The 17,494-nt window shown below is 74.3% G+C and carries 16 protein-coding genes; all 16 read right to left on the reverse strand.

Annotation, left to right across the window (positions count from 1 at the left end; translation table 11 throughout):
- Window positions 1-7: 7 nt before the first annotated feature.
- The 16 genes from ACH4C6_RS14600 to ACH4C6_RS14675 all read right to left on the reverse strand — a co-directional run bounded on the left by ACH4C6_RS14600 (window position 8) and on the right by ACH4C6_RS14675 (window position 17,419).
- On the reverse strand, window positions 8-1,282 hold the full coding sequence (locus tag ACH4C6_RS14600) for an ATP-grasp domain-containing protein (RefSeq protein ID WP_398108925.1): 1,275 nt from the start codon (window positions 1,280-1,282) through the stop codon (window positions 8-10).
- Window positions 1,279-2,646: a PLP-dependent aminotransferase family protein gene (locus ACH4C6_RS14605; protein ID WP_398108926.1), complete on the reverse strand. Its 1,368-nt coding sequence runs from the start codon at window positions 2,644-2,646 to the stop codon at window positions 1,279-1,281. Before ACH4C6_RS14605 ends, ACH4C6_RS14600 begins: the two co-directional genes overlap by 4 nt.
- A 62-nt stretch (window positions 2,647-2,708) precedes the next feature.
- The gene (locus tag ACH4C6_RS14610; protein ID WP_398108927.1) at window positions 2,709-3,011 is read right to left on the reverse strand and encodes a YciI family protein; all 303 of its coding nucleotides are present in this window, start codon (window positions 3,009-3,011) and stop codon (window positions 2,709-2,711) included.
- A 53-nt stretch (window positions 3,012-3,064) separates the two neighbouring features.
- On the reverse strand, window positions 3,065-3,823 hold the full coding sequence (locus tag ACH4C6_RS14615) for an SDR family NAD(P)-dependent oxidoreductase (protein ID WP_398108928.1): 759 nt from the start codon (window positions 3,821-3,823) through the stop codon (window positions 3,065-3,067).
- A 5-nt stretch (window positions 3,824-3,828) separates the two neighbouring features.
- Window positions 3,829-5,139 (reverse strand): MFS transporter, encoded by a 1,311-nt coding sequence (locus tag ACH4C6_RS14620; protein WP_398108929.1) that lies wholly within the window; start codon window positions 5,137-5,139, stop codon window positions 3,829-3,831.
- Window positions 5,139-7,355: a transposase gene (locus ACH4C6_RS14625; protein WP_398108930.1), complete on the reverse strand. Its 2,217-nt coding sequence runs from the start codon at window positions 7,353-7,355 to the stop codon at window positions 5,139-5,141. Before ACH4C6_RS14625 ends, ACH4C6_RS14620 begins: the two co-directional genes overlap by 1 nt.
- Window positions 7,356-7,527: 172 nt before the next feature.
- Window positions 7,528-8,826 carry a hypothetical protein gene (locus ACH4C6_RS14630; RefSeq protein ID WP_398108931.1) on the reverse strand — a complete coding sequence of 433 codons (1,299 nt, stop codon included), beginning with the start codon at window positions 8,824-8,826 and terminating at the stop codon, window positions 7,528-7,530.
- Window positions 8,823-9,710, reverse strand: a complete 888-nt coding sequence (locus ACH4C6_RS14635; protein ID WP_398108932.1) for an FAH family protein — start codon at window positions 9,708-9,710, stop codon at window positions 8,823-8,825. The genes ACH4C6_RS14630 and ACH4C6_RS14635 overlap by 4 nt, the downstream gene beginning before the upstream one ends.
- A gap of 76 nt (window positions 9,711-9,786) precedes the next feature.
- The gene (locus tag ACH4C6_RS14640; protein ID WP_398108933.1) at window positions 9,787-10,920 is read right to left on the reverse strand and encodes an enolase C-terminal domain-like protein; all 1,134 of its coding nucleotides are present in this window, start codon (window positions 10,918-10,920) and stop codon (window positions 9,787-9,789) included.
- Window positions 10,910-11,791, reverse strand: a complete 882-nt coding sequence (locus ACH4C6_RS14645; RefSeq protein ID WP_398108934.1) for an alpha/beta hydrolase — start codon at window positions 11,789-11,791, stop codon at window positions 10,910-10,912. Before ACH4C6_RS14645 ends, ACH4C6_RS14640 begins: the two co-directional genes overlap by 11 nt.
- Before the next feature lie 51 nt (window positions 11,792-11,842).
- Window positions 11,843-13,516, reverse strand: coding sequence for a GH3 auxin-responsive promoter family protein (locus ACH4C6_RS14650; protein WP_398108935.1), 1,674 nt, complete (start codon window positions 13,514-13,516; stop codon window positions 11,843-11,845).
- A 401-nt stretch (window positions 13,517-13,917) separates the two neighbouring features.
- On the reverse strand, window positions 13,918-14,139 hold the full coding sequence (locus tag ACH4C6_RS14655; protein ID WP_398108936.1) for a hypothetical protein: 222 nt from the start codon (window positions 14,137-14,139) through the stop codon (window positions 13,918-13,920).
- On the reverse strand, window positions 14,136-14,822 hold the full coding sequence (locus tag ACH4C6_RS14660) for a hypothetical protein (RefSeq protein WP_398108937.1): 687 nt from the start codon (window positions 14,820-14,822) through the stop codon (window positions 14,136-14,138). Before ACH4C6_RS14660 ends, ACH4C6_RS14655 begins: the two co-directional genes overlap by 4 nt.
- 298 nt (window positions 14,823-15,120) lie before the next feature.
- Window positions 15,121-15,915, reverse strand: a complete 795-nt coding sequence (locus ACH4C6_RS14665; protein ID WP_398108938.1) for a nitrilase-related carbon-nitrogen hydrolase — start codon at window positions 15,913-15,915, stop codon at window positions 15,121-15,123.
- Window positions 15,916-15,961: 46 nt separating this feature from the next.
- The gene (locus tag ACH4C6_RS14670; protein WP_398108939.1) at window positions 15,962-16,723 is read right to left on the reverse strand and encodes an SDR family NAD(P)-dependent oxidoreductase; all 762 of its coding nucleotides are present in this window, start codon (window positions 16,721-16,723) and stop codon (window positions 15,962-15,964) included.
- A gap of 48 nt (window positions 16,724-16,771) precedes the next feature.
- On the reverse strand, window positions 16,772-17,419 hold the full coding sequence (locus tag ACH4C6_RS14675; protein ID WP_398108940.1) for a TetR family transcriptional regulator: 648 nt from the start codon (window positions 17,417-17,419) through the stop codon (window positions 16,772-16,774).
- Window positions 17,420-17,494 lie beyond the last annotated feature (75 nt).

Raw genomic sequence — 17,494 nt, forward strand, 5'->3', positions numbered from 1 at the left:
TGTCCGGTCAGGCGAGCCGGTAGACCGCGTCCTTGAGGGAGCGGACCTTCTCGTAGTCGGCCGTGAGCGCGGCCTCGTCCGGTGCGGTGAGGTACACGCGCATCGAGCTGGTCAGCAGGTCGACGGTGGGGCGGATGCGGGAGCCGGGCGGGAACTTGACCGCCGTGAAGAACACGCTCTCCAGGGAGCGGATCTCCGCCACGGCCGTCTCGTCGACGGCCTCCACCACGCCGTCGAGCGCGGTCGGGGTGTTGTACACGACGGCCGGTTGCAGCCGGGCGTACGTCCGGCCGGCGTGCTGCGCGCGGAACTCGTCGGGCCGGGTGTACGCCTGCGCGGTGAGCGCCGCCTGGTTGTGACCGAGGCACACGTCGTGGAAGGGCGCGTTGATGTTGCCGTTGAGGCGGGTGCCGATCTCGACCAGGACGGGACCCTCGTCGGTGACGATGACCTCGGCGTGGGCCGGTCCCCAGGCGATGCCGAGGGCGGCGAGGACCTGGTCGACGTAGCCGATCAGGTCGGCAACCAGCGGGGTGGTGTCCGGGTCGGCGAGCAGATCGCGGTTGTAGATGTTCTTGCCGGACGGCAGCAGCGTCTTCTCGTACTCCCAGACGCCGCAGGCGTAGCGCTCGCCGCCGCAGCTGACGGTGTCGACGATGTACTCGGTGCCCTTGAGGTAGGACTGCACCAGGATCTCGGTGTTGGCCAGTCCGAACATGTTGGGGGCGTCGAGGACGGCGCGGGCGGCGGCGCGCACCGCGTCGGGGCCGTCGCAGACGACCACGCCGTCGGAGGCGGCCGAGCTGAGCGGCTTGACGACCACCGGGTAGCTGCCGTGGTCCTCGGCCCAGGCCACGGCCGCGTCCGGGTCGGCGGTCTTGATCTGGCGGGCGCAGCGCACGCCGGCCCGCCGCAGCGTCTCGGTCATCTCGTACTTGTCGCGGCGGGCCGGGGACAGCGCCGAGCCGTTGGACGGGACGCCGATCGCTTCGCTCAGCCGGTCGGCGAGGGGCACGGACGACTCCTGGCCGGCGATCACGCACACCGGGTCCAGCGCGCGCAGCGCCGCGACGAGGGCGGTCTCGTCCGAGGACACGATGTTCTCGCGGTACGCGGTGAGGTCGGGCGGTGCCATCGCCGGGATGAGTTCCGGCGTGCTCTGCACGTGGACGACGTCCGTGTCGTACGCGGCGAAGGCAACGGGGTAGAAGTTGCCTGCGGAGTAGCCGTCGACGACGACGGCGACGCGGCGCCTGCCCGGTCCGGTGGATGTGCTGGTCACGAGTGGGCCTCCGGCACGATCGGGGATGTGGGGGCCGTGCCGGGGTCGCCGGCCTGGGCCTTGATGAACCCGGCCAGGCGGGCGACGCCCTCGCGGATCGCGCCGGGCGTGAGGTTGCTGAAGCCGAGGCGCAGGGCGCGCTCGCCGCCGCCGTCGAGGTGGAACATGCTCATCGGCGCCCAGCTGACGCCGTGGTCGCGGGCGGACCGTTCCATGGCGGCCAGGTCGGCCTCGAAGGGCACCTCGACGACCAGGAAGAAGCCGCCGCGCGGCCGGTTCCAGCGCACCTGGTGCTCGGCGTAGTGCTCCGGCGGGAAGTGCTCGGCGAGGGCGTCGAGGGTGGCGGCGAGCCGCTCCTTGTAGACGGCGGCCAGTTCGCGGGTGGCGGAGCGCAGGTCGTGGCCGGCGTCGACCAGGATGCCGCCGATCGCGGCCTGGGACAGCGACGAGGAGCCGACGGTGAACATGGCCTTGGCCTTGGACAGTTCCTGCGCGAGAGTGCGCCGCACGCCGTCCTCGCCGACGACCGTGCGGTCACCGACCAGGAAGCCGAGGCGGGCTCCGGGGAACGCGGACTTGGCGAACGAGCCGAGGTGGACGACGTCGCCGCGGGTGTCGAGCGCCTTCAGGGTCGGCAGCCGCTCCTCGTCGCTCGCGAACAGGCCGTAGGGGTTGTCCTCGAGGATGGTGAAGCCCTCCTCGGCGGCCAGTTCCAGCAGTCGCCGGCGCGCTTCGAGCGGGACGACGGTGCCCGAGGGGTTGGAGAAGTCGGGGACCAGGTACAGGGCGGTGGGGCGGCGGCCCTCGGCGCGGACGGCGCGGACCGCGGCGGCCACGGCCTCGGGCTCCAGACCGCTGGGGCCCTCGGTGATGCCCTTGACCGGGATGTCCAGCATGCGTGCGGCGCCCCGGATCCCGACGTACGCCGGGGACACGCACAGCAGGACGTCGTCGGGCGAGCGGAACAGGCCGCGCAGGGCGATGAGGGCCGCCTCCTGGAAGCCGTGCGTGATCATCACGGCCTCGGGCGGCACCTCGATGCCCTCGTCCTTGGCGAGCATCCGCACGACCTCGTCCTGGATGAAGCCGTTGACCGGCCCGTACTGGAAGTGCAGCCGGGTGATGCGCTGTTCGGGGACGCCCTGGTCCCGTAGGTGGGTCAGGTACCGGTCGACGTAGTAGGAGAGCTTGGTGAGGTCGTGGGTGCCGTCGTGGGGGGCGCCCGAGGAGAACGACAGGGCGTCGGGGAACTTCATCGCCGTCTCGCTGAGCAGGCGCATCGAGTCCATGTCCGGATCGACGATGCCGGCGTGCAGCGCTTCGCGGCGGAGGGCGGTGTCGGGCTGAACTGGCGTCACGAGCACGTCAGTTGCTTCCTTCCGGGGCTGGGGAACGGGAGGGGCGGCCGGGCGGGGTCGCGGTGGGGTCAGGCGGCCGAGGGCTGCGGGGCGGCGAGCATCGCGCCCTTGCCGGGGGCCCACCGGCGGATGCGGACGCGGCAGACGATGCCGCCCTTGACGTAGGGCTCGGCGTCCAGGATCTGCTGCAGGTGCTCGGCGTCGTCGGCCTCGTAGACGAGCAGGCCGCCGTTGACGTCCTTGAGCGGACCGGCGAGCAGCAGCACGCCGCGGTCGGTGAGGTCGCGCAGGTACGCGGTGTGGGCGGGGTGCAGGTGCTCCCGGCCCTCGCGGTCGACGTTGTACTCGAACTCGACGACGAAGGTCGCCATGGGTGCCTCCTGGGGTGTCCGGGCGGTTGCCGGGTCGGGGACGGGGGCGGGCCTCACATGTAGAGGCCGCCGTTGATGTCGATGACGGAGCCGGTCGAGTAGCCGGCGCTCTCGGAGCACAGGTGGAGGACGCTGCCGACCGCCTCGGAGACGGTGCCCATCCGGCCCATGGGCAGCCGGGCGAGCACGGCCTCCTTCTGCGCGGGGTCGCGCCGCTCCCAGGCACCGGCGACCCGGGCGGTGGCGATGGGGCCGTGGGCGACGACGTTGAGGACGACGCCGCTGGCGGCCAGTTCGTAGGCCATCTGCTTGGTCATGCCGATGACGGCGGCCTTGGCGGCGACGTAGGCGGCGTTGTTGAAGTGGCTGTACGTACGGCCGCCGGCGGAGGCGAAGTTGACGATGCGGCCGTAGCCGTCGGCGGCCATGCGCGGGGCGCAGACCTTGACCGCGATCCAGCTGCTGACCACGTTCTCCAGGAACGACTGGTCGAAGTGGTCGGTGGTGAGGTCGGCGTAGCCGATGACGCGGGTGTCGCCACCGACGCCGTTGACGAGGATCGACGGGGCGAACCGGTCGACGATGTCGGTCAGTTGCCGTTCGGCCGCCGGGATGTCGGTGATGTCCCCGACGACGGCCTCGACCTTGGTGATCGCGGTGAGCCGCGTGGCGAGGCGGTCCAGGGCCTCGGCGTCGCGGTCGAACAGAACCAGGGTGTGCCCCTGTTCGGCCAGCTCGCGGGCGACTTCCTCGAGGATGCCGCCGGCGGCGCCGATCAGCAGGGCGGTGCGGGGGGTGTGCGGTGCGGACACGGGGGTCACCTGTTCTCTTGGGTCAGCGCTTCGGTGGGTTCGGGGGCGGTGGGCTGGAGGGCGGTGGATGCGGGGGCGGTGGATTCGGGGGCGGTGGTCTCGGGGGCGGTGGTCTCGGGTTCGGCGTCGGTGCGCGGCTCGGTGGCGAACCCGGCCAGGCGCGGCAGCAGGGCGAAGCCGAGCGTCACGACGAGGCCGAGGCCGAGGACGGTGATCCACAGCGACTCGTAGCCGTGCACCCGGGCGAGGGCCAGTCCGGCGGGGCTGCCGACGACGAAGGCGGCGTTCCAGGCGAAGAAGTACGACCCCTGGTAGGTGCCGCTGCGCCCGGCGGGTGCCCGGTCGGCGATGAACGTCGCGGACATCGGTGCCCACAGCACCTCGCCGAGCGTCCAGACGACCGTGGTGATCGTGAAGGAGACGACGCCCCCGGCGAACGCGTTGGCGCCGAAGCCGACGGCCATGAGGGCGCCGGCCAGCATCAGGGGCACGTGGGCGCGCAGCCGTCCGACGAGCCGGGGTACGAGCGGCAGCAGCATGACGGACAGCACCGCGTTGACGGCCAGGACGAAGCCGATGTCGCCGGAGGTCAGGCCGTTGTCCCGCATGCCCAGGGGCAGGGCGGAGTTGACCTGGAGGTAGATGCAGGCCAGCAGGAAGGTCAGCAGGAGGAAGCCGAGGAGCACCGGGGTGCGGAAGGGCTCGGTGATGCCGCGCGCGGCGGACTTGAGGGCGGCGGCCGCCCCGGTGGGCCGGTCGGCGGCGGGGGGCGCGTCGGCGGGCACGGCGAACACCAGGGCCGCGTAGACGAGGCTGGAGGCGGCCCAGACGACGAACAGCGCGCCGGGGCTGACCGCCAGCAGGAAGCCGGACACGACCGGGCTGAGCGACATGCCGATGTTGAAGCCGACGAGGAAGAGGCTGTACGCCTTCGAGAACTGCTCCTGCGGCACGATCGCCGAGATCAGCCCGGCCCCGGCGGGCCGGTCGACGGACGACAGGAAGCCGGTGATCAGGGACAGGACGCACAGCGCGACCACGTGGTCGGCGATGGCGAACAGCAGGGCCATCGCGGCGGTGACGGGCTGGGCCGCCACGATGGTCCGGCGTGGCCCGATCAGGTCGGCGACCGCGCCGCCCACCAGTCCGGACAGCACGACCCCCGCGCCGAAGAGGCCGACGACGAGCGGGGTCGTCCCCGGGGCGACCAGGCCGTCCTGCTCCAGGTAGAGGACGAGGAAGGCGGGGGCGAGGGTGCCGAGCCGGCTGACGGTCTGCCCGCACCACAGCAGCCAGAACGCTTGGGGAAGGGCCATCAGGAGCAGTCCGTTCGTGTCGGGGCCGGCGGGCACCCGGTGGGGTCCTGCCGATGGCGGGGCGGGGTGGCCGGGGCACGGGGCCCGGCGGGTGGCGGCACGCCCTGCGGGGTGCGTGCGGCCGCGGCGAGATTCCGGGCACGTTCCGTGCCGACCTCCGCCGGTGACCCGGGAGTTCGCGCTCGGAGCGCCTGCGGGTCCGTCGCGGACCCGGGCGTCCGCGCTCGTAACGCCGGCGCGTCCTGCGGATCGTGGTCCGGCGGCGCGGTGTCGGTGCCCGTCGAGGACCCGGGCGTTCGCGCTCGTAACCGCGGCGCGTCCTGCGGATTGTGGTCCGGCAGGGCGGCGCCAGCGGCTTTTGTGGAATCGGGCGTTCGCGCTTCCACCACCGGCACGTCCCGCGGATGGTGCTCAAGCGGCGCAGCACCGGTGTCCCTCGCGGAACCGGGCACTCGCGTGCGAACTGCCGACGCGTGCGCTTTCGCCGACGCGTCCTGCGGACTGTGGTCCGGCGGCGCCGTGCCGGTGCCCGTCGGGGATCCGGGCGTTCGCGTACGAACTGCCGACGCGTGCGCTTTCGCCGACGCGTCCTGCGGATCGTGGTCCGGCGGCGCGGTGTCGGTGCCCGTCGGGGACCCGGGCGTCCGCGCTCGTAACGCCGGCGCGTACAGCGGATCGTGGTCCGGCGGCGCGGTGTCGGTGGCCGTCGCGGAACCGGGCGTTCGCGCTCCCGCCACCAACACGTCCCACGGATCGCGCTGCGGCAGCGCGGCGCCAGCGCCGTTCGCGGAACCGGGCGTTCGCGCTCCCGCCACCGCCGCGTCCCACGGATCGCGCTGCGGCCGTGTGGTCGCGGTCGTCGTAGCGGGGCGGTCATGTGCCGGGAACGGCGTCGGGGCTGCCGGGTCTCGCCGTGTCGGGGTCGGGGCGGTGGCCGGGGGTGCGGTCCTGGCCGGGGCGGACGGTGTGCGGGCGCCGCGGGGCGGGCGGCCGGCGCGGGGGCCGCGGGCGGACCGGGACGGGACGGGGGCGGGCGGCGGCGTGGAGCCGAGGGTGCCGTAGGCGTAGGCCGCGCAGACCAGGGTCATGTGGTGGTGCCAGCCGGGGTACGAACGCCCCTCGAAGGCACGCAGTCCAAAGTCCTCGGCCAGCCGGTCCACCGTGCGGGCGGCGTCCGTCGCCAGCCGGCCCAGTGCCACCACCTCACGGGGCGGCCGGTCCACGAGGTCGGTGAGCCAGATCCGTTCCCCGGTGCCGTCCGGCAGCCGCTCGGCGACCAGCCGGAGGGCGACGGGGAGGCCGGGGAGGCGCACCCTCCCCGTCGCCACGGCGGCCGGCCGGGGAAGGGACGGCCGGGACCGATGGGAGACGGGCACGTCCCCCACCCGCACACCGGCCGGCGCCCCGCCCCGGTCGACGGGGGCGGCCCGCTCCGGCACGACGACCAGCCCGTCGGGTACGGCGAGCACGAACCGCCGTCCGCGGGCCGCGAGTCCGGCGGCCAGGGCGGCGGCGTCCGCGAACCCGGACAGGTCGGCCACCACCGGAAGGGTGTCCGCACCGGCCGCCGGCTCCGGGCCGACCGCCGGCTCCGGGCCGGTCGCGCGCCGGTGCCGGATGTAGGCGTCGACGAGGGCCAGCGCCTGGGCGCAGGCCGAGTCCTCGTCACCGGTCGCGGAGCCGGGGACGCGGGCCCGGCCGCGCAGCTCGGGGTCCTGGGACCAGGGCCCGGGCAGCAGCAGCCGCCAGTCGACCGGGACGGTCCCGCCCTCCACGGCGAGGAACGCGCCGATGCCGACCTGGCAGTTGACCGTGCGGCCCTCGCCGGGGACGAAGCGCCGGTGCACCCCGCAGGAGCGGTCGCCCCGCTTGGGCAGCACGGCGGCGCCGAGGACCAGGGCGTGGAGCGTGGACCGGCGGGCGGCCCAGTCGGTGAGACGGGCGCGGACCGGTTCCCAGTCCCAGGGGCTGGCGTTGACGAACTGATGCAGCGCCTGCGCGGCGGTGGCGGAGTCGGACACGCAGGCCGCGAGCCGCCGTACCGTCTTGCGGCCCGGTGTGACCAGCAGGCCCCGGATGTAGGCCTGCGCCCATCTGCGCTGGTCCGCGCGCGGCAGCCGGTCGAAGAGCTCCGCGGTGAAGCCGTCGAAGGCGGCGTGCCGTGCGACGGAACCGGCCCGGGGACGTGACGCGGGCGTGGACGACGCTCTCACCATGACGCGTTCCCCCTCCTCTGGTCTGACGGGTCGTGGTCGCTGCGCTCGGACCCCCCGGTGCGAGGCCCGCTCCAAAACAATAAAGAGTGATCTCTTTGTTTTCAAAGCAAAAGTCCGGCCACGCTTGCGACTTAGTGGAGTCCGGCTGTAGCCGACGCCCTCACCTGCGATGTCACGGACGGCCGCCCACCGGGGCGGAGAGCACCGACAGCGGCGGCAGCGCCGCACACAGCTCTCGCTCGGCCCGCGCGGCCCAGCCCTCACCGAGTCCGCGCGAGGACAGGGCCAGCGTCAACCCGCCCTTGAACGTGGACAGATACAGCGAGCCGCCCGGCCCCGCGCCGCCGTGGCCGGCCGTCGTGCGCAGCGCGGTGACCCGCGCGGCGTGCGCGCCGAGCGCCGTGTCGACGCATCCGGCGTCGGTGACGCGCAGCTCCGGCACGCCGGCCTCCGCCGCCCGCTCGACCGCCCGGCGGACCGCGGCGTGCCCGCACCGCGCGGGACGCCAGGCACGCCGGGCCGAGCACAGGGCGGTGGTGTGCGCCCGGGCCCGCCCCAGGGGCTCTCCGCCGGTGCCCGCCCGCAACCGTGCCCCGACCATGGTCTGGACGCACCCCGGCTCGGTGATGAGCGTCCGCTCGGCGTACCGCCGCCGCAGCGACATCGCCGTGGCCACGGCGACCTCGCCGCGACCGGTCTCCCGGGCGAGCGCCTCGGCCAGCACGCTCGTGAGGTACCCGCCGGCCGTCACCCGCCGCTGCGCGCACCAGTCCCGCAGCCGGCGGCTCTCCCGGGCGGTCAGCGTGAGCGTCACGGCATCGTCCGCACGGCTGCCCGGCACCGGCCCGAGCCCGTGCCGCGCCGGTGCCGTACCGCGGCCCCGGCCGGGGCCGCCGGGCACGCCGGGCACGCCGGGCACGGCGGACCCGCAGCCGCCGCACGCACAGCCGACGCCGGGCTCGTAGGTCAACGCGTCGGTATCGGGCGGCAGGGCCTCCCGGGCGGGACCGGCGGAGCCCGTGTGCGGGGCGCCGAGCAGCGCGTCCAGCAGCAGCCTCACCAGCCGTCCGGTGGAGTACGCGTCACCGATCGCCGGGTGCAGGCTGAGGGCGAACCGGGTGTCCCCGGACGGTCCGTGACCGACGCGCAGGTCCCACAGCCGCTCCCCGCCGCCGGACCCCGCCACGTCCTCGGCGCCCTCGGCGTCCTCGGCGCCCTGCCCGGACGCCGGGCCGCGGAAGCACAGCCCGTCCCCGGTGCCGGCGATCCGCAGCGAGAGCAGGGGCAGCCGGCCCGTCCACTGCCGCACGGCCCGCTCGATGCTTCCCCGGGAGAACCGGCCGTCCACCGTGAAGGAGGTGGTGATCCGGCCCTGCCCGGTGAGGGCGTGGGCGTAGGCGAACAGGGCCTCCGTGTCGCTGAGTCCGCGGACGCGGTCACCGGCCCCGGGGGCCTGGCCGTCCCGCCTCACGATGCCTCGCGTGCGGCGGCCGCGAGCGCCGGCGAGGCACATCGCACGGTGTTGGACAGGGTGACGCCGTGGGTGGTGAAGTCCAGCGTGACCCGGTCCCCGTCGGTCATGCGGTAGCCGCCGTGGAAGCTGCTGCGGTCGGCGCCGATGTAGACGTAGTGCACCCGGCCCGGGGCGAGCAGGGCGTCGTGGGAGAACAGTTCGGACATGATGGCGTCGAGCCCGTAGTGCAGGGCCTTCGTGCCGGTGGTGAACTCGCCCCGGTAGCGCGTCTCGCCGTCCCGCTCCACGGTCACGCGGCCGGTGACGTGGCGCGGCGGTTCGCCGAGGAACAGCCACGGCGCGACGGCGGCGTCGCACAGCTTGGCGTAGGAGAGGTGGCCCCGGTGGCGCCGGAAGCGGCCGATGTCGGTGAGGTCGTTGCCGAAGGTGTGGCCGACGTACCGGGGCGTGCCGTCCGCGGCCGTGACGTGGACGAGGACGATCTCGGCCTCCTCGGTGAGCGCCACCGCACCGGCGGGGGCCCGCAGATCCTCACCGGAGGTCCGCAGCACGTCGCCGAGGCCCTTGAGGAACCAGTTCGGCTGGGACGGGGTGTCCGCGTCCACCTTGACGTTGTGGGTCTGCATGAACCCGCCGACCATGGCGTCCCCGGGATGCTCCGGCAGCAGCGGCGGCCGGAAGGACACCTCGTCGAGCTCCTCCGCGGGGACGGTCACCTCCTGCGCGCCGGCGAACAGGGCCGTGAGGTCACGGCCCTCGGCGAGGGCCCGCGCCGGCTCCCCGGCCGGCAGTGCGGCCAGGCGCAGGGGCTCACCGGCCCGGGGCAGGCCGAGACCGGCGAGGCGGCGGCCCCGGTAGGTGCATTCGAACAGGACGGTCATGGTTGTCCAGCCTTTCGGGCAGGGGTGAGGGGCGTGGCGCTGAAGGGGGGCGGAAGGGTGCGGGAGGTGGCCGGTCTCAGAGGTCGGCGACGGCCCAGCGCTCCGCGTACGGGGCGAGGTCCATGCCCCAGCCGGTGCCGCCCGCGGGCGACAGGGTGTTGGTGTGCCGGTCGACGGCCGGGGGCGGGACCACGATCATCTCCGGGAAGAACCGGTCGGACTGGCCGGCCTCGACGGTGAGGGCGTCCGGGTGGCCGAAGGCCAGGGCCCGCCCCGCGTTGATCAGCGGCCCGACCTCGGCCACCTGGACGCCGAACTGGAAGCCGAGACCGTGCTGCCGGGCCCGGGCGACGAGCCGGGCGGCGGGCAGCGGTCCGCCGTTCTTGGACACGCGGACGTTGAACGCGTCGCAGGCACCGGACTCGACCGCCGCCCGGGCGTCGCGTTCCGTGCACACCGACTCGTCCAGCATGATCCGCACCCCGCCCTCGCGGCGCAGCCTGCGCAGCGCCTGCCAGGACTTGCGGGGCAGCGGTTCCTCGACCCAGTCGGCACCGGCCTCCCCCAGCCGGCGGGCGTGGCCGACGCAGTCGTCGGGGCTCCAGCTCATGTTGGCGTCGACCATGACCGGTACGCCGTCGCCGAGCTTGTCGCGGATCGTGCGGACCGTGCGGGCGTCGCGCTCGATGTCGTCCGACGCCTTGATCTTCACGAAGTGGAAGGGACCGCGGCCGGCGAGGAACTCCTCGGCGTCCAGGCTGAGATCGAGCACCTGCGACACCGGCAGGGTCGCCGGCCCCGGTGACGTCCCGGGCAGCAGCGCGCGGGCGCCCGCGCCGGTGCGGCGGCCCAGCCAGTCGAGGACGGCCGTCTCCAGCAGGCACAGCAGGTTGTTCCCGCCGTCCACACCGAAGGTCCGCGCGAACCCGTCGCGGTGCAGCAGCCCCAGCGTCTCTGCGGGCGGGCGGCCCGTCAGCAGCCGGGACAGGGCCCCGAGGTCCACCTGGCCCAGCGCGGTGCGCACGCTCGCGGTGGTCTCGCCGGTGACGTACGACCGGGGCGCGCACTCGCCGATGCCGTCCGTGCCGTCCGCCGACAGCCTCAGCACCAGGCTGTCGGAGCTGCGGCGCCGGGCGGCGGGGTGGTCGAACGGCGTCCGCATCGGCAGCCGCACGTGGTACAGCCGGGCCCGGCCGCCCTCAGGCGCCACGGTTCACGCCCCGGAGCAGGGTGTACGTCGAGGTCCAGTCGACCAGGTCACCGCTGACGTCGGTGTAGAAGAGGTAGTGCCGGTCGGTGGGGAACTTCACGATCGCCCCGCGCCCGGACACCAGGTCCTGGAAGACGCGGTGGGCGGCGTCCAGGTCGACGATCGGGTCGGTCATGCCGGACACGAAGGTCGCCGCGGGGACGTTCGGGTGCGCGCGGCCCCGGCTCAGGTAGCGCCGCTCCAGGTCGAGCAGGACGGCCCGCGAGCGGCGCGTCAACTGCCGTACGGCCAGGTCGTCGTGGTCGATGAAGTGCTGGTACTTCACCTCGTCGGTGAAGTCGGCGGACTTCAGGCCCGCGTCCCAGGGTTCCTCGCTCGTGTCCTCGGCGACGGCCGCGCGGGCGTCCGCGTCGAGGGTGGCGTGCATCCGGCCGAGCCAGGAGGAGCAGAAGACGGCCGCGTCGTAGGAGGTGGTGAACTCCTCGTGGCACAGCAGGGCGGCCAGGAAGGAGCCGCCGAGGCAGTGCCCGAAGAGGGACAGCGGCACGCTGTCGCCGATCATCTCCCGTACGTGGGCGACGGCCTGCGCGTAGTCGCCGAGGAGGGTGTCCGCGTCCGGTATCCCGTCGCGTGGGCCGGGGCTGATGCCGCTGCCGCGCCGGTCGAGGACGAAGAAGGCGATGTCGTTGTCGGCGAACCGGGGCCCCACCTCCCACAGCCACCCGGCGTGGCTCTGCAGTCCGTGGAAGTAGAAGACGGCTCCCTTGATCCGTTCGGGCCGCCACACGTGCAGGGCGAGGCGGGTGTCTCCGCACGGCAGGTCGACGATCTCCCGGCGGGTGTTCTGCGGGGGCCTGAGGGTCTCGATCATGACGGGTTCTCCTGAGGTGAGGGGTGGTCGGTGGGGCCGTGCCGCGCGGGGTCAGCCGGCGAGGATCTCGTCGGCGAAGTCCGTGTCCTTCTGGAAGGGCTTGTACTTGTACTGGGTGGCGTTGCCCTGCTGGCGCCGCGACTCGACGTACCCGGCGATGGCGCCCTGTGCCACGGTCCGCACGGTCAGCCCGGCGAGGCGGCCGCTGTCCCGCTTGGACGCGTACTCGATGTTGATGACGGACAGTTCGCGGTCGATCGCCGCGGACAGCGCGCCGTCCAGCGCGGCACTCGGCTCAGGCACCTCCACCACGACGGTGTAGGAGGGCAGTTCGTCCCAGCGCGGACCGCACATGTACAGCCCGGTGTCCAGACCGCTCGCCGCGAGGCCCTGCCGGATGGCCTGGGTGACCTGGCTCTCGGTGATCTTCTCGCCGGTGAAGGAGTGGAAGACCCCGTCCCGGTGGGTGAAGTGGATCCAGGGCGTGCCGTCCACGATGCGGTCGACCCGGTAGATGTCGCCGGTCCACAGGCGGTACAGGCCGTTGCCCTGCGACATGATCAGGTGGTAGTCGCGGCCCGCCTCCACCTCGTGGTGGAGCAGCGTCTCGATCTCCTCACCGGCGTCCAGCAGGGTGCCGAGGGGCACTTCGGCGGGGACGAACTCGAAGTACGCCTGGCTGACGGCGAGCGGCTGGCTGTCCAGGGTGTCGTCCACGGGGATGGTGGTGACGCCCTCCGTCCCGCAGCTCATGAACGGCAGCTTGGCCACGCCGGGCAGCACGGCGTCCAGCCGCGGCCGGTACAGCTCGGCCGACGCGGAGAGCCAGCAGCTGTACAGCGTCAGCGACGGCCAGACGTCGACCAGGCTGAACTCGCCCTGGGCCAGCACCCGTTCCAGGTGACCGGCCGCCTCCTCGTCGGGTTCGGCGCAGGGCCGGCCGTCCAGGGTGCCGTCGCGCAGATCGCGCACCAGCCGGTCACCGTGCTCGGCGATGAGGTCGCGCAGCGACACGAGGGTGCTGGGGTTGATCGCCGAGATGTAGTGCAGGTCCTTGCCGACGAGGTGCCGTACGCGGTGGTACATCCGTTCGGCGTGGCCGGCGGGCGTGCCGGGGCCGAACCAGGGCGAGTCGTACCACGGCGGGTTCCAGTCCCGGCTGTTGATCTGCGGGTGCCGGTTGCTGATCGCCTGGTGCTCGACCCCGTGCACGAAGTCGTAGACGTCCTCGCGGACGGTCTGCGTGTCCAGGGTGGCCCAGGGGTGGGCCAGGATCTCGGGGTGGTGCTGGAGGTAGGTGCCCCACATGGCCTTCATGGCGGGGATGCGGTACGTCAGCAGCCAGTGCAGCGTGTAGGGGACCCGCTTGGGGTCGCCGGTCGTGCCGCTGGTCTTGAGCCAGCGCAGGACCGGGCTGCACGACAGGATGCCGCCCTTGGTGCGGGTCTCCCGGTCGATCTGCTCGGCGAAGTCGTCGTAGCGCATGACCGGCAGGACCGACCGGAAGCGGGACGGGTCGGCGGCGACCACGTCGTAGCCGCGCTCCTTCCAGTGCAGCGCGCTCACGCCGATGTCGATGAGGTCGTCCAGGACGCGGGCCTGTGCGGCGGCCGGGTCCTTCAGGTCGGCGAGCAGGCTGTCGCGTGCCGCGAAGCACTCCTCGGCGAAGGGGTCGCGCCGTGCCTGCCAGTTCTGCTGCCACGGTGACGTGTGCGAGGTCTCCACTGCTGCTTCACTCCTCGGTGGAAGGGGCCGGCGGCCCGTTTCGGGGCATGCGTCGGCGCCGCGCGGCGCATGCGCCGGACGGTGGGGTGGGATGGTGTGCGGGTGCTGCCGGGCGGGGTGGTGCCGCCCGGGGTGGGACGGGATGCGGGCACTGCCGGGCGGGCTGGTACCGCCCGGTCAGGCGGTGCGGGCCGGAGGGCTCCGTCCGGTGAGGCGGTGCGGGCCAGGGGGTGCCGCCCGATCAGGCTGTGCGAGCCAGCGGACTCCGCCCGATCAGGCGGGGCGAGCCAGCGGACTCCGCCCGATCAGGCGGAGCGAGCCAGCGGACTCCGCCCGATCAGGCGGAGCGAGCCAGCGGACTCCGCCCGATCAGGTGGTGCGAGCCAGCGGACTCCATCCGGTCAGGCGGTGCGGGCCGGGGGGACGCCGTTCGCGGGCGCGTCCTCCGCGGCCACCAGTGCGGCCAGCTCGTTCAGGTCGTACAGCGCCTGGCGCCTGGTGCCGTAGCGGGTGATCCTGCCGCGGCGCGCCCACTGGCGGATGGTGCCCTCACGGACGCCGAGGGCGAGCGCCGCGAGCGAGGTGGGAACACGTACGCCGCGGGTGGTCCGGTCGCCGGTCATGCCGTCTCCTTGTCGGGGGAGTTCTGCTGTCGCCGGCTCAGCAGGAGCCACTGGCGCGGGGTCAGCACGTGACCGGCCGCGCACATCGGTCCGCGCAGGACCAGTCCGTCATCGCCGCGCCCGGGCAGCGACACCTCGGCCTCGCAGCCCGGCTCGACGCACCGGCCGAGCGGCACCAGGGCGGGCCGGGGCGGTGCCACGATCCGGCGCAGGGCCGTGGCCGTGTGCGCGATCTCGTCGGCCGCCGTGCCGGCTGCGGGAAGGGCGGCCAGGACGTCGGCGTGCCGGCCGAGAAAGGCGGCCAGCGCGGACACGGTCCGTTCCGGCGCCGCCGGGGCGGGCTCGGCTTCCTCCAGGACCAGCCGGGCCCAGAACGCCAGGCGCACGACGGTGTCGTGCCGGGCCTGAAGCGCCTCCTCGCTCACGGGCGGCGCCTGCGGCCGGTGGCCGGTCACCCGGGGCAGTCCGGCCTGCCGGGCGGGCAGGACCAGGTGCTCCTCGCTGTCCTGGTGGAGTTCCGGCAGGGCGGCCAGGTCGGCGCGCAGGGCGCGCGCGCAGGAGCCGCAGAGCCGGGCGCCGGACAGGGCGGGCCTGCGCCGCAGCGCGCCGGAGCCGGCCGTACGGCGGCATCGGCGTGACGTGCACGCCCCGGAAGGGGAGTCGGAGGTGGTCGGGTCTGCCATGGTCACTGGTCGCCTCACCGGGAGAGGGTCGGGCAGGGTGCGGGAAGGGGCACCGTGCGAGGAAAAGGGCACCGCGGCGACAGCGCGCGCGGGCAACAAAAAAGCGCCGCCCGAGGGCGACGCGGTGACGATGCGAAGGGGCCCGGAAGCGGACACACTCCTTCGCGAAAGAGTGTTACACGTCTGCCGCATCAGCCGCAAGAGGTTGCCGGAGAAACACCAACTCGGCTTGCCCGGACGGCAGATGCCGCCCTCCCCGCTCAGTGCGAGGAGGACGGCACCGGGGGCCGGGGGCAGGTCAGCGGGGCGCCGGCACACCGAGCACCCGATCGCCGAGAGCCGGGAACTCGGCCCGTGTCCTGGCCACGAGCGCGGGGTCGAGCTCGGCGAGGAGCGTCTCCTCCCCCGCGCCCGCCTCGGCCACGACCTCGCCCCAGGGATCGACGACGACGCTGTGGCCGGCCTGTGCCACCCCGGCGTGCTCCCCCGCCGTGCCGCAGGCCAGGACGTACGCCTGGGACTCCACGGCCCGGGCCCGCGCGAGCAGCGACCAGTGGGCGCGGCGGGCGGCGGGCCACCCGGCGGGGACGAGGAGCAGTTCGGCCCCCGCGTCCACGAGCAGCCGGAACTGCTCGGGGAAGCGCAGGTCGTAGCAGGTGGCGAGACCGGCCGTCGGGCCCGCGCCGAGCGGGGTCGTGACGGCCTCCTCGCCCCGGCCCAGCAGGGCGGCCTCGCCCCGGTCGAAGCCGAAGCGGTGGATCTTGCGGTAGGTGCGGTGCAGCCGGCCGGCCGGGTCGAAGACCAGCGAGGTGTTGAACAGGCCGCCCGCCGGGTCGCGTTCGACGATCGAGCCGGCGTGCAGCCAGACCTGCGCGTCGGCGGCGGCGGCGCCCATCGCCCGGGCCGTCGGGCCGTCCAGCGGCTCGGCGTGCGCGGCGAACGCCTCGAAGGCGAACGCGCCGACCGTCCAGAGCTCGGGCAGCATCACCAGGTCGGCGGTGCGCTGTTCGCGCACGAGGGCGGCCGCCCGGAGCCGCCGCTCCTCGGCCGGCTCCCCGGGTCGTACGGCGATCTGAAGGAGTGCGGCGCGCACGGTGTCTCCGTTTCCTCGAGGGGTGCGTGGTCGGGTGGGCCGGTGGTCAGCGCAGGTGGGAAGCACCGTTGACGTCGAGCACGGCGCCGCTGCACCACTCGGCGGGGGCGCTGCTCAGCCAGGCCACCGCGGCGGCGACGTCGGAGGGAACGGCGATCCTGCCGAGCGGGCTCTGCCGGCGGATCGCCTCCTCGGCGTCACCGGCGAGCATGGGCTCGGTCAGGTCGGTGCGGACGACGCCCGGGGCCACGGCGGACACGGCGATGCCCAGCGGCCCGAGGGACTGGGCGAGCGACTGGGTCAGGGCGTGCAGGCCGGCCTTCGTCGCGCCGTAGGCGGGGGCGTCGGGCTCCCCCCGATAGGCGCCGCGGGAGCCGACGTTGACGACGCAGGCGCCCTGGGGCCCCTGGATCCGGTGGCGCAGGTGGTCGACCAGGCACCAGATCAGGTCGGCCGGCCCGAGAAGGTTGACGTCGACCAGGCGCCGCCAGGCGGCCTGCCAGTCCTCGTACGACGTCGTCGCCACGGGTTGCTCGGCGTACAGCCCGGCGTTGTTGACGAGCACGTCGACCGTGCCCAGTTGCTCGACCGCGGAGCCGATGACCTCCCTGGCCGCGCCGGGGGCGCCGACGTCGCCCGTGACGAGGGCGTGGCCGGTCCCGGGCAGGGAGTCGAGCACGGCCTTGGCGGCGGTCGTGTCGGCCCGGCAGTGCACCGCCACGCGGTGCCCGGCGGCGGCGAGTTCGAGGGCGATGGCGGCGCCGATGCCCCGGGAGGCACCGGTGACGAGCGCGCAGCGTCGAGTCATGGAGTGAGCTCTTTCGTGAAGGGATGAACGGCGGTGCGAGGGCGGGCCCTACGGGGTCCGGGAGGGCTCGGGGCGGGGTGTGACGGCGGCCGGGCGCCGGTCCATGCCGGGGAGCGGTCCGGGCACGAGCACCAGGGCCCACAGGCGGACCAGTTCGGTCTGCACGTCCCGGCCCGGGCGGCCCGCCCGCAGCGCCGCCTCGGCCCCCGCCGTGAGGTAGACCGCCAGCAGCTCCAGCCGGTCGGCGAGCGCCTCGCCGCCGCCCGCGGCCATGCGCCGCGTCGGAGCGACCAGTTCGCGCAGGGCGCTCCGCCAGACGGTCTGCCAGCAGGGCGTGACGGCCTGTTCCCGGGCGAGCCGGGCCGCGGCGCGCACGGTGACCTCCTCCTCCAGCAGCCGGGCGACGACGAAGGTGAACTCGGCGACCGGCGGGAGCGATTCGGCCGGCGTGAGACACGCCAGGGCCCGCCGGGTGAGGTCCTCGGCCTCGCGGCAGACGGCGGTCGCCAGGTCGGCCTTGGCGTGGAAGTGGAAGGTGAGTGCCCCCATCGTCACGCCGCAGGCCCGGTGCACGGCGGACAGCGAGGTGCCGGCGTATCCCTGCCGGTCGAACTCCTCGGCCGCCGCCGCGATCAGCGCCTGACGGGTGCGTTCCGCTCTCACCTGCTTCACCATGGGCTTGACCTCGGTATCCATCGCGGGGACTGAATCCCACGGGCCGCCCGGACGGCGGGTGCGCGCTCCACGTGCCCGGGGAGGGCCCGGCGAGGG

The organism is Streptomyces sp. NPDC017943 (assembly GCF_044328425.1).
GTDB lineage: Bacteria > Actinomycetota > Actinomycetes > Streptomycetales > Streptomycetaceae > Streptomyces > Streptomyces djakartensis_A.

What these genes read in the sequence shown, in the direction of transcription:
- ACH4C6_RS14625 (WP_398108930.1), bottom strand. Translation starts at nt 7,355, where the DNA reads ATGGTGAGAGCGTCGTCCACGCCCGCGTCACGTCCCCGGGCCGGTTCC.
- ACH4C6_RS14635 (WP_398108932.1), bottom strand. Translation starts at nt 9,710, where the DNA reads ATGACCGTCCTGTTCGAATGCACCTACCGGGGCCGCCGCCTCGCCGGT.
- ACH4C6_RS14675 (WP_398108940.1), bottom strand. Translation starts at nt 17,419, where the DNA reads ATGGATACCGAGGTCAAGCCCATGGTGAAGCAGGTGAGAGCGGAACGC.
- ACH4C6_RS14655 (WP_398108936.1), bottom strand. Translation starts at nt 14,139, where the DNA reads ATGACCGGCGACCGGACCACCCGCGGCGTACGTGTTCCCACCTCGCTC.
- ACH4C6_RS14620 (WP_398108929.1), bottom strand. Translation starts at nt 5,139, where the DNA reads ATGGCCCTTCCCCAAGCGTTCTGGCTGCTGTGGTGCGGGCAGACCGTC.
- ACH4C6_RS14645 (WP_398108934.1), bottom strand. Translation starts at nt 11,791, where the DNA reads ATGATCGAGACCCTCAGGCCCCCGCAGAACACCCGCCGGGAGATCGTC.
- ACH4C6_RS14670 (WP_398108939.1), bottom strand. Translation starts at nt 16,723, where the DNA reads ATGACTCGACGCTGCGCGCTCGTCACCGGTGCCTCCCGGGGCATCGGC.
- ACH4C6_RS14610 (WP_398108927.1), bottom strand. Translation starts at nt 3,011, where the DNA reads ATGGCGACCTTCGTCGTCGAGTTCGAGTACAACGTCGACCGCGAGGGC.
- ACH4C6_RS14660 (WP_398108937.1), bottom strand. Translation starts at nt 14,822, where the DNA reads ATGGCAGACCCGACCACCTCCGACTCCCCTTCCGGGGCGTGCACGTCA.